We start from the raw sequence: 12,250 nt of genomic DNA on the forward strand, positions 1-12,250 counted from the left end.
AGGTTAAAAAAACTACTAAATCAGCAAAAAAGAGGCTTTCCCTTTTCAGGAAAAGCCTCTTTTGCGATACCGGCTTTGCTTATTGGTAAGCCGGGTTTTGAGTAAGATTCGGGTTTAAACCGATAGCCTGTTGCGGGATAGGCAATATATCGCGCCCTTCAGGCAAAGTAGTAATGTAAACACCATGCGGTTTACCATCGGCAGTTGGGCCGAATTTAAAAGGCTGCGGAGTTGAAGTAGCATCGGTACCATAAGCAGCTTTTATAAATGCTGATGCCACACCTGGGCCAGCGCGGCGCAAATCGTAGAATACCGAGTATTCTGCAGTAAGTTCGTGCCTGTACTCGCTTAATACCATCTGTAACGGATCGGTAATAGGCGTAGTAGGCTTACCATCGTAAGTAAGGCCATCCTGCATCACTGCCGGTGCGGTGCCACCAAAGGCCCTATCCCTAACCAGTTTCAGATCGGCCATAGCGCCTGCAACGTCGCCGGTACGTACTTTACATTCTGCACGGCTTAATAAAACTTCAGCATAACGCATCAATATTTGGTTTTGAGAACCGAATATTACCTGTGGACCTGTACCACCGGTTAACTGTGGGTCGCGCCATTTTTTGGCATTATAATAACCAGAACGTAACTGATCAGACGCACCATACCATGGATTTGCAACGGTACCAACTGTATTTATTATTTCACCAGGCTTAGTATTATTATCCGTATTTACCGCAAACCTGGTTCCGCTTGTCAGGTCGACTGGTTTACTCGGATCAGCAGCGTGATCCTGCAAACTTTTAACGTACGCCTGATAACCAGCAGTTACGTTAGGGTAGCCTTTTATACCCCCCCATTTATTAACAATGTCGTCGCTTTTAATTTGGTCGCCTGGGCCCACAACGGTAGCTTCTCTGCGTTTATCGCCAGCCTGATAAGAATACCAAAGGTTGGGGTTTGCGTAATCATAACCAAAACCTGATATTTCTTCGGGCCAGCTAAAGTCGTCTATCCAGGCAACTTCGCCGCCATTTTGCCATCCGCCGTCCCAGCTTTGTGACCCGGATACTTCAAACTGGATCTCGAATATCGACTCATCGTTATTTTGATTAGTGAATTCGTGTACATCCATAAACTTTGGCAACAAATGGTAGTTATTGGTCAATTCCGGGTTGTTAAAAGCGGCTAAAGCAGCGGTATAATCTTTCAGCCACATTTGCGCAGCACCTTCGTAAGCGTAAGCTGCTCCTTTGGTTGCACGGCCCAAATCTTCACCGGGCAAAGTTGTTTTAGACTGTAACAGCCCTTCAGCCAGTTTCATATCGGCAACAACTTGTTTAAAAACGTCTTCCTGCGAGCTGCGCGGGGTTAAGCCATCTGTAACAGATTTCAACTCCAATGGCACGCCGCCAAAAGAGCCGGCCAGGTAATAATAGGTCATGCCGCGTAAAAAGTAGGCTTCGCCGGTAAGGCGATCGGCCAGCGCAGCAGTTACGATACCTTTTTCTTTAGCTGTGGCAATAATGGCGAATGCAGAGTTTGCACGGGCAATACCTATATAAGCATTGTTCCAAAGCGTAGACAGCGCGCCGAAGCTGGAGTTGATCTGGTAGTTGTTCCAGGCAACATCTGCCCCATAGTTATAAAAATCGTGTGTTTGGAAGTTGGCGTAATACCAAATTGCTTTTTTAAGCAGATCGCTGTTCTGGTAACCATCGTAGATACTGTTTACCAGGGCTATCACGTCTCCTTTTTTCTGGAAGGTAGCTTCCGCAGTAGACTTGAATCGATTTGTTTGCGACAAAAAGTCCTTCTTACAGGCCAGTGGCATCATTAATGCCGCAGACAATGCTAAGAGGGTGAAGTTTTTCTTGTTAATTTTCATATCGTTAATATTTTATCTTCTTATTTAAAAGTTACATTTAAGCCCACGGTGTAAAATTTAGACCCCGGATAAGTACCGTTGTCCACTCCATTTTGTGTGGGGTTACCACCTTGTATACCAATTTCGGGATCAAGGCCTGTGTAACTTGTAATTGTGAAGAGGTTTTGGGTTGAAACATATAACCTTATTTTAGCCACGTCAACCTTATCGCTAATAAACTTAGGCAACGTATAACCAACGGTAACGTTTTTCAATTTAAGGAAGCTGCCGTTTTCAATCCAGGTGCTTGATGGTACGTTGCTCAGGATTTGCGCATCGCTATAAGTAGCCCTTGTGTAAACGTTCGATGGATTCGAAGAAGTCCAACGGTTTTGATAATACTGTAAGCTTACGTTTTCAACACCTACGAAGCCCCTGTTCTGGAAGCTTTGCAGCGAGCTCTGCTGATAGTTAAGTATCTTATTACCATAAACACCGTAGAAGTAAGCATTAACATCGAACGCGCGGTAAGAAACATCAAAGTTTAAGCCGCCGTAGAACTTAGGCAGCGGGCTGCCAAGGTTCACCTGATCGTCTACAGTTACGTGGCCATCGCCGTTAGTGTCTTCAAAGTAACGGTCGCCGGCAGATGTAGCCACTTGGTAGTAATATGGGTTCGAAGGGAATTTTGCTGCTGCTGCTGCGTTGAGGGCAGCAACCTGGGGCTGCGACTGGAAGATGCCTAAAGTTTTGTAACCATAGAAAGAACCAACAGGCTGGCCGATATATGTTTTGGTGAACGTATTGTCAGACCATCCCGGGCCGGTTAAACCTAAGCCACCAAAATTGGTAACGAAATCCGTACCCGAAGTTATACTGGTCAACTTATTTTTGATAGCCGAGAAGGTTAGGGCCACGCCGTAGTGAACTTCGTTTATGGTATGCCTGTAATTTACCGCTATTTCGATACCTTTATTTTCCATGCTACCTACGTTGCGGGTAATGCTGGAATAACCGGACTGTGCAGGCGATGCAAGTTGTAATAAAAAGTCTTTAGACTCTCTTTTAAACCAGTCTACACCAACGGTAAGGTCGCCGCCTAAAAAGGCTATATCCATACCAATATCGGTCTGATAATCGGTTTCCCATCTCAGGTTAGGATTAGCTGGCTGGCTTTGCGCTGTGCCACCCTGGTATATCTTGTTAAAAGGATAACCCAAATTACCACTGCTTGCTGCCGGTAAGCCTGTTGAATACAATGCCTGGTATTGGAAAGGTTTAATAGGGCCCTGGTTACCAACTTTACCGTAGCTTCCACGGAATTTCAGATCGTTTAACCAGCTAATGTTTTTCAGGAAAGGCTCTTCTTTGGCCCTCCAGGTAGCACCTGCTACCGGGAAAACGCCGTACTTGTGGCCATCGTCAAATTTTGAAGAACCATCGCGACGCACAGTACCGTTAATAGAGTACCTATCCATAAAGCGGTAGGTTAAACGGCCAAATTGTGAAGCTAAAGTAGTAATGGTTTTACCATTGCCTTCTACATCAAACTGAAGGGTTTTATCAACTAACTGCGCCAAATCGCGGATAACGCCATTTTTCGGTATGCCCTGTCCTCCGTTAGCAGTAAAGGATGTGCTTTGCTCAGAAACACCACCTACAAAACTAATGGCATGTTTGCCAAAAGTTTTATCGTAAGATAAGGTGTTTTCCCAAAGCCATTCGAAGGTATTGTTCTGGCGTTGGCTATACAGTGCGTTGCCCGGCACCGCACTTGGATACTGATTTTGTATGCGCAGGTCTTCCGGCTGATAGTACGACCCCGAGTAGGTGTTAAGCCTTACGCCTGCATTTGTTTTGATCTTAAGACCATCGATAATCGTTGCCTCTAACGACGAACTGGTGAGCAAAAGGTTACCTATGTTTTCGTACTCGTTGTTTTCGATGCCATAAAGCGGGTTGCTATACTTGGCAGTATAGGTATTTATAGGGTTATAAAAACCGTAATTGCCGTTTGCATCCTTTATCTCGCTGGTTGCGCTGTTACCGCCATCTAATGTTGGGATAAGCTGTGTTAAGTTACCCAAAGCACCGGTACCGAACGGGTTGTTGCTGGTTTGGTAGGTATATTTAGCACTTGTAGACGATTTTAGCCATTTTGTAGCCTGGTAATCTGAGTTTAGGCCCAGCGTTACCCTTTTAAAGTAAGAGCCTAACACAATACCTTTCTGGTCGTAGTAGCCGATAGACATTGCCGTTTGTACTTTATCGCTACCGCCGCGTACTGCAACACTGTAGCTTTGTGTTTTACCTGTTTGGTAAAGCGCACTTTGCCAATCGGCAGTTGTAAGAGATGATGGGTTACGCCAGTTAGCCAATTCAACAAAGTTTTGATCTGCATCACCAATTTCGTTGGCCAGTGTAGCCCATTGTTGTGCATTCAAAAGATCGTATTTCTTTGGTTGCGCCTGGAAAGAGTTGTAAGCGTCAACAGAAAGCTGAACGCCGTCTTTCCGGCCTTTTTTGGTAGTAATGATAACAACACCATTTGCACCGCGTATACCGTATATGGCGGTGGCCGATGCATCTTTCAATACATCTATAGTTGCTATATCATTTGTGTTGAAGTTGTTGATGCCTCCCTCAAGCGGGTAACCGTCTACCACGTACAACGGGTTGTTACCACCGCTGGCCAAACTACCAACCCCCCTTATAAGGATGGTGGTGTTGCCGCCGGGAGCGCCGTCATTAGCCGTAACCTGCACACCAGCCGCACGGCCTTGCAAAGCAAGATCTAACGAGGGTACAGGCAGCTTGGCAATGGTTTCGGCGTTTACGCTACTCACGGCACCGTTAAGGTCCTTACGTTTTGCGGTACCGTAACCGATAACCACAACTTCGTTCAGGGCGCTCACGTTAGATTCGAGCCTGATGGTGTAAGAATTAGAAGCGCCAACGGCAACTTCTTTAGTGGTGTAACCGATAACGCTTACCACAAGGGTTGGGTTACCGGTAACTGATAATTTAAACCCGCCGTTAACGTCTGTCATAACGCCGGTGGTTGTCCCCTTTACAGAAACAGATGCACCGGGCACCGCTCCATCGGCAGAGGTAACGGTACCTGTAATCTGCCGGGTTTGGGCAAAACTCGCCAGGCTCATCAAGCAAAATGATAAGCTTAGGCCAAGTAGTACCACAAGATTTTTAATTTGTAATTTTCTCATCATACATTTATTTTTCTAATAGTTTAATTGGTTGCGATAAAAAGGCGCTACGGTTTGCACCTTAATCATCAGAAGTAAAAGTATTGGAGTAAATAATGAGATAATAACACAAATGTTAACGTTTATAGAACAAATGTTAAGGGGTGTCTTTTAAACCATTAATTAATTGCTTTCGCTTAAGCCTTATAAAAAATCCATTAATTTACTTTTGATTAATATTATTACATTTAGAAAAACATTGAGCAATCGAATGCATAAGCAACGGCTCTTTGTTGCCCAATAAGTGCATTATTGGTTATCAAATAGCGTATTGCAGGGCCAATTGCAGCCACAGAAAGCAAAATGCAATGCGAAATAAAAAGGCGAATAACGGCAATTGCTTATCAACCCGGGCAGGTTGGCAGGCAGGGAAAAGTGCGTGGACTTTTTAAACCAAATAAAGGCAAGTCGCTCGCCAAATCTATTTTTGTGCAAAAAAATAACGATAAGCGCAATTTACAGAAACATGGCGTTGCCGAGACTTTTTAAACTATTTTAATAACAGCGCAATAATTTGCTCAAGCGCAGCAATAAAATCTTAGAAGGCATGTGTTAACGCTCATATAATTATCATTGACAGGTGTGGCCTGCTCATTGCGCTTAGGCAGCTTTGGAGAGCCCTATCACCCGATATAAAGTAGGGATTTACAGAAGGGCATGAATATTCCCCTGCGCCGGGTATTTTCACGGTATTTGCAAGCGTGTTTTACGCTGTCATTCCGCCCAAATCCGTCGGCGCTGTGTAAAAAATAAGCGGCAAATGGGTTTGGTGGCTAAGTAAGTATATCAAATCCGCGCGTATTATCTATATTGCACAAGCTCAGCATAATGTTAATGCCAACCCGCTATATCACACCTATCGTAAAAGCAGTAGTAATTACCGTCTTATTGTTTTGCGCGCAATTATGCGTAAAGGCCCAGGTATTTTCGGCTGCGAAGTACGATGCAGTAGATACCACGGGCAGGTACCTTAAAGATGCACATGCGCAAAACCCGGGCTTCAGCATAAACAATAAGGCTGCAAGCAACCTGGCTCTAAAAGACCCCGCGCTGGAGCAGGATTTGCAGGTAAAAATCAGCAAATCTGCCGAACGGAAACTGCTGATGCAGCGCCTTAAGCAGCTTAGCATCGGTACAGACCTCGATGCCAATCAATCAAACAAAAAATTGCTGTATAACCTGGCCAACGCCTTCGCCAAATTAAAAATGTACTCGCTGGCCATGAAATGCTTTTTCAAAACCATGCAATACAATCAGCGCGATACCAGAGCCGATACACTTATGCAGGCCCCGGCAGATTCCCTCGCCACCGATACTACGGATCTGGACGAACGCTACCTTAACTTCAACGCGGTAGATGATACCCTGCTGGCCCGGCAGCCGGCGGTGCTTTTACCTGCAACCACTGAGCCGCGCAGCCCTAAAATAACCTACCAACGAATATCAGATACTTTTAAGGATGGCAAAAAAGCCGTAGCCTACGCTATGCTAATACATGTAAAACAACCCGTAGCAGGCAAACCCAAGGTTTATCATTTCACCAACTCGGGGCATACCTTTATTACACTCATCAAATACAACAGCGATTCTACATATGTATCGCTGTCATTTGGCTTTTATCCTTATAAGAACCACCCGTTTGCCGGCTCGCCCTTATTCCCTTCATCGCCTTCGGGCTATCGCGACGATACGGAGCATAAATGGGACGAAGTAGCCGGAAAATTCATTTCGCGGCGTAAGTTTGAGAAGATACTGGCCCTCACGCAGAAATACGCCGGGCTAAAATACCACCTCAGCAAAAACAACTGCACCGATTTTAGCCTGAATGCCGCCCTTGTAGCCGATTTAAAGGTTAACGGCACTACCGGCAAATGGCCGCTTGGCCATGGCAATAACCCCGGCACTACCGGGCAAAGCATGCTGCAAGGCAAGATAACCGACGGCAACAAACCCGATTTGGATGATGTGTTTGTTGATGATACGGTTGTTAAGCCGTAAGAATTTTGTCTGAACCCGAATTTTTCGTGCTTAATCTTTTTTAAATGGTACTCAAGAGGGCTGCGCCGTTTTAAAGAATTTAAGGAAGCACGGAATGAGAACAAACCATGCAAAATTCTATAAATTCAACAAATTCCTTAAAATTCGAGTTCAGACATCTTTCGCCCGCCATAAATCTCCTCCCCTCCTAAACAAAATCCCTTTTTTTATTATTCTATTAAGCCTGCGTTAATATTCATGACAGAATAAACCTCGCCATACTTAAAATACATTTTTATTATCATATTTGGATGTAAGAATCCTATTAACCCGAAATACAACTACAAACCACTATGCAGGAATTAGACCCTACCATCCTTCAGAAAGCCAACTCATGGCTTGAGGGGAATTATGATGCCGACGTAAAGGCCCAAATTCAGAAACTAATAGACGATAAAGCTTATACAGAACTTACCGACTCGTTTTACCGCGACCTGGAGTTTGGTACCGGCGGCTTACGCGGCATTATGGGTCCGGGTAGCAACCGTATTAATAAATACACCATCGGCTCGGCTACGCAGGGCCTGGCCAACTACCTTAAAAAAACTTACCCCGGCGAAAAAATAAAAGTGGCCATCGCGCACGATAGCCGCAACAATGCCGACCTGTTCTCTACCATTACCGCCAACGTTTTCTCGGCAAATGATATCCACGTTTACTACTTTAAGGCCCTGCGCCCTACGCCAGAGCTTTCCTTTGCTGTGCGCCACTTCGGTTGCAAAAGCGGGGTAATGCTTACCGCATCGCACAACCCTAAAGAATATAACGGCTACAAAGCCTACGGCGACGACGGCGGTCAGTTTGTTGCCCCGCACGATGCTGCCGTAATGGACGAGGTTGCCAAGATAAAAAGCATCGACGAGGTGAAGTTTACCCGCGTAGATGCCAACATCGAAGAAATTGGCGAAGAGGTAGATGCGCTTTACCTGGATAACATTACCACCCTTTCGGTATCGCCGGATGCTATTAAGCGCCAAAAGGACCTGAAGATCGTCTTCTCGCCTATCCATGGTACGGGTATTACCCTGGTGCCGCAGGCATTGGAGCGTTTCGGTTTCGAGAATGTGATTTTGGTAGATGAGCAAACCACGCCCGATGGCAATTTCCCAACCGTGGTTTACCCTAACCCCGAGGAAAAAGAGGCCCTCACCCTGGCCCTCAAAAAAGCACAGAATACCGATGCCGACCTGGTATTAGCGACCGACCCTGATGCAGACCGTGTAGGCATCGCCGTTAAAAATACAGACGGCGAATTTGTACTGCTGAACGGCAACCAAACCGGTACCATGCTCATCAACTACCTGCTTACCGCATGGGAAGAAAAAGGCAAGCTTACCGGCAAGGAGTACATCGTAAAAACCATCGTAACCACTTACCTGATAGATGCCATAGCGGCAGCCAAAAACGTAACCTGCTACAACACACTTACCGGCTTTAAATACATCGGCGAGCTGATGACCAAATTTGAAGGTCAGCAGACGTTCATCGGTGGTGGTGAAGAAAGTTACGGTTACCTCATCGGCGATTTTGTACGCGATAAGGATGCCGTGGTATCCAGTGCGTTTATTGCCGAAATGACCGCTTATTACAAAGACAAAGGCAGCAGCTTGTTCGAAGCCCTGCTGGATACTTATGTGCAATACGGTTTCTATAAAGAGAAACTGATTTCGCTTACTAAAAAAGGTAAAACCGGTGCCGAAGAAATTGTGGCCATGATGGAAACGTTCCGCAACAACCCGCCTGCAGAATTGGGCGGCTCGAAAGTTATCACCCTAAAGGATTACGAAAAGAGCGTGGAAACCGACCTGACCACCAACACCAGTAAACCGATAGAATTGCCAACATCAGATGTATTGCAGTTTATTACCGCCGATGGCAGCATCATCTCGGCCCGCCCATCAGGCACCGAGCCAAAGATTAAATTCTATTGCAGCGTAAACGGTAAACTGGCCAGCAAAGAAGCCTACGCCGAAACAGATAAGCTACTGGATGATAAGATCAATACTATCATGAAGGATTTGGGCGTGTAAGCTCTCCACTCCTTTGACATTTGAAAGCCATCGGTTGTGACACTGGTGGCTTTTTTCGTAACTTACTACCGCGCAGTCCGGCGTCCGCCGGACTGAATAAAATTGTAAGCGTCAATGCTTACGTACATTCTTAGGCACTTATGTCTCAATGATGTAAGCGTAGACGCTAACAAATTTTGGCATCTCCAGGCGTGGGCTCCTGGATGGGCGGAGACCCTACAGCGACGGTGAAAGCAATGGATTAAATCTAAAAATTACGACCAACATTAATTAAAAGTATGAAAGTTTACGAAATTTTATGTGTTTTGATAGGCGCGGCGCTATTATTTTATTTTACAAGATTAAGATTCGATAATGAAAGTAATTCTATAAATAACCGCCATAAGATTACAATGCTTATTAGTGGCATTATTTTATTTATGTTAGGCTTGTTAGCCCTTTGCGGAGTGATCGAGTTGAAAGATAATTATTAGCAAATACCATAGACTATACGAATTAGCAAGTCGTTTGCATATAGCCTCTCCGTCCCCGCTGGGTCTCTTTGAAAAAGGACCCTGCGGCACCAGGACATTCCCGCGTGGGATATCGGTAAATGAAATCATTACGTCCCGAAGCGCAGGGTGCTCTGCCGAGAGACCTGCGGTGACGGCACAGATCTCTCCACCGAAAAGCTCCCGGCAGGGTAGCAAATATTCCTAAAAATGCGTATTTATGTGCTACGTTATTGTCGATACGGATTATTGGGTTGTCGTATTGATGGCATAATATTTAACGGACGGCGAACACTATATGAATTGCAAAAATTGTAATACCGAGGTAACACTAAACTATTGCGCTAATTGCGGGCAGCCTGTTCATATAAAACGCATTAACGGGCATTATATCCTCCACGAAATTGAACACGAATTCCATTTTGAGAAAGGAATATTATACACCGTACGGGAGTTGCTTTTGAGGCCGGGAGAAAATATAAAACACTTCCTTACCGAAAACAGAAGCCGGCTGGTAAAACCAAGTATTTTCATCGTTGTAACTTCTTTGATCTACACCCTGGTAAACCATTACTTTCATATCGAAGATGGTTATCCAAAAAATGATGCATTTGCAAAATCTGCAATTGGCCTTATCTTCAAATGGGTTCAGGAGCATTATGGGTATTCAAACGTTATTATGGGCGTATTTATCGCTTTTTGGATAAAAATATTCTTCAAAAAATACGGCTACAATTTCTATGAAATTTTAATACTTCTGTGTTTTACAATTGGAATGGGAATGTTGTTTTTCGCCGCCTTCGCAATTATACAGGGGCTTACACATTATAACCTGGTGCAAATAGCGGGTGTCGCAGGTATTGCCTATTGTAGCTGGGCCATCGGCCAGTTTTTCGATAAGCAAAAACCGGTAAACTATATAAAAGCATTTGCTGCTTATATATTAGGGATGATAACGTTTACGCTGACAGCTATAATTGTAGGGGTGGTAATTGACGTAATAATAAAACATTCCGTCCCCGGGTCTTTTTGAAAAAGGACCCTGCGGCGGTAGAAAATTCCCGCAAAGCATATCGCAAACGGAAATCATTCCTGAAACGCAGGGTATCTTTGAAAAAAGAAGCTGCGAAGGCAGGAAAAAGGCCCTGCGACAGTAGGAGTTTTGTCTTTCGAAGAACAAATACTACTTTACCGTTCAAATTGCAAATGTACCATTACGCTGCGATGCTGCGCCACTCCAGGGAGGCTTGACGGAATAACTTTATTTCTTTAAGAACTCTTGGTATGAATCCTTGATTCGTTGAATTAACTCATCAGTCAAATCAATTGAACCCAATCTCTTTTTCTGTTCCGTGTAAAGTTCTATTATTTCCTGCTTTTCTTTTAAGTGCGTTATCCAAAAATTCGGCTCATTATTGATTCTTAACAAAGAACAAAGTAAATCACCAGGATAATATTCCACCTCTACAAACAAATCTTCCTTTAGTCTGTCAATGGCAATATTTACCAAATATTCTAATCCTGTGTTTTGAACTATTAAAAACCTTATATCTGCCAAGTCAAGTTCCGATACAGGTTGATTGTGCAGTTCATAAAATCTACATTCAATCCCACCGTGTGTTTCCCTTGACGGGATTTCACTTTTCCATTTCCATCCTTCTAATTGACTTATGCTTTTATCCATTTTATTACAAACTTGCTGCTGCCTTTTTTGCACTATTTAATATGTTATTTGTCTTATCGTATTGCTTTTGTGTGTCATGTCGTCCCCGCGGGATCTCTTTGAAAAAAGCCCCTGCGGCAACAGGACATTCCGGCACGGCATATCGATAAATGAAATTTGTATCATACTCAAGCACAGTGTCATCTTTCGAGGAACGCTGCCTGCACCGTAAAATGCATTTGCTACCTAAAGTATAGTATTAATATATAAGCCATAATCGCCCAGTTGGCCGATAACCCTATTACATGAACAAGTAACTTTTTAAAAGTGTTGGGCCTATTGCGTGCGATGTCTATGAGCAATAAAACCAAGCCTACCGGCAACACAAAAAACTCGATGACGAATGAGCCCGGCGGCGTGTGGCTGTTGCCTGTAAAGCCAGTACGAAGGCCTATATAAAGCGCAAAAAAGAAGCCCGCGCTATAAAAAATCGAATAAATTACCTGCAAAGGCTTCATGGGAAATAAGTTAAGATGTACAAGATAAAGAAGTAACGTTAAAAACTCAAACTCTTTGACGCAGGCATTTTAGTTTTAAATTTTTGCCTCCGCTATTGTTAGTGCAGGGAAATCGCTTTTAAAACTTGCAGATTGTTTTTGGCTAAAGCCCGCGTGTTTCTTGATTCATTTCCGTCCACTAAAGTGGGACGGCAATGATTAGGGCTGCAATTCTATTTAAATATTCCTGTTCATTGCCGTTTGGCTTCAGCCAACGGTCAATAAAAAGGCCTTAAGGAGGCTTTAGTCAAAATTTGACAGCTGCAGATTTTAAAAGCGATTTCCCTAATTGTTAGTGTTGTACCAACAACTTTAGTTTGAAATTTTTCTACATTTACATCTCACCAT

7 protein-coding genes are annotated in these 12,250 nt (G+C 44.1%); 3 read left to right on the forward strand and 4 right to left on the reverse strand.

What is annotated here, in order from left to right; all coding sequences use genetic code 11:
• Window positions 1-79 precede the first annotated feature (79 nt).
• Together AC1DYT_RS11545 and AC1DYT_RS11550 are read right to left on the reverse strand one after the other, a co-directional pair.
• Window positions 80-1,882 carry a RagB/SusD family nutrient uptake outer membrane protein gene (locus AC1DYT_RS11545; protein ID WP_477469759.1) on the reverse strand — a complete coding sequence of 601 codons (1,803 nt, stop codon included), beginning with the start codon at window positions 1,880-1,882 and terminating at the stop codon, window positions 80-82.
• A gap of 20 nt (window positions 1,883-1,902) precedes the next feature.
• Complete coding sequence (locus AC1DYT_RS11550) at window positions 1,903-5,088, reverse strand: SusC/RagA family TonB-linked outer membrane protein (protein ID WP_477469760.1); 3,186 nt, start codon at window positions 5,086-5,088, stop codon at window positions 1,903-1,905.
• Window positions 5,089-5,958: 870 nt separating this feature from the next.
• Between AC1DYT_RS11550 and AC1DYT_RS11555 the strand changes: the two genes are divergently transcribed.
• The 3 genes from AC1DYT_RS11555 (at window position 5,959) to AC1DYT_RS11565 (ending at window position 10,715) form a co-directional block, all read left to right on the forward strand.
• The gene (locus AC1DYT_RS11555; RefSeq protein WP_477469761.1) at window positions 5,959-7,122 is read left to right on the forward strand and encodes a hypothetical protein; all 1,164 of its coding nucleotides are present in this window, start codon (window positions 5,959-5,961) and stop codon (window positions 7,120-7,122) included.
• Window positions 7,123-7,454: 332 nt separating this feature from the next.
• A complete protein-coding gene (locus AC1DYT_RS11560) occupies window positions 7,455-9,191 on the forward strand; it encodes a phospho-sugar mutase (RefSeq protein ID WP_477469762.1) in 1,737 nt (578 codons plus the stop codon).
• 789 nt (window positions 9,192-9,980) lie between these two features.
• Window positions 9,981-10,715: a DUF3667 domain-containing protein gene (locus AC1DYT_RS11565; RefSeq protein ID WP_477469763.1), complete on the forward strand. Its 735-nt coding sequence runs from the start codon at window positions 9,981-9,983 to the stop codon at window positions 10,713-10,715.
• Between the two features lie 228 nt (window positions 10,716-10,943).
• Here AC1DYT_RS11565 and AC1DYT_RS11570 read toward each other — a convergent pair whose 3' ends face one another.
• Together AC1DYT_RS11570 and AC1DYT_RS11575 are read right to left on the reverse strand one after the other, a co-directional pair.
• Window positions 10,944-11,399, reverse strand: a complete 456-nt coding sequence (locus AC1DYT_RS11570) for a contact-dependent growth inhibition system immunity protein (RefSeq protein ID WP_477469764.1) — start codon at window positions 11,397-11,399, stop codon at window positions 10,944-10,946.
• A 188-nt stretch (window positions 11,400-11,587) separates the two neighbouring features.
• Complete coding sequence (locus AC1DYT_RS11575; RefSeq protein WP_477469765.1) at window positions 11,588-11,863, reverse strand: hypothetical protein; 276 nt, start codon at window positions 11,861-11,863, stop codon at window positions 11,588-11,590.
• Between the last annotated feature and the right edge of the window lie 387 nt (window positions 11,864-12,250).

It is taken from the genome of Mucilaginibacter sp. P1_D10 (assembly GCF_056406215.1).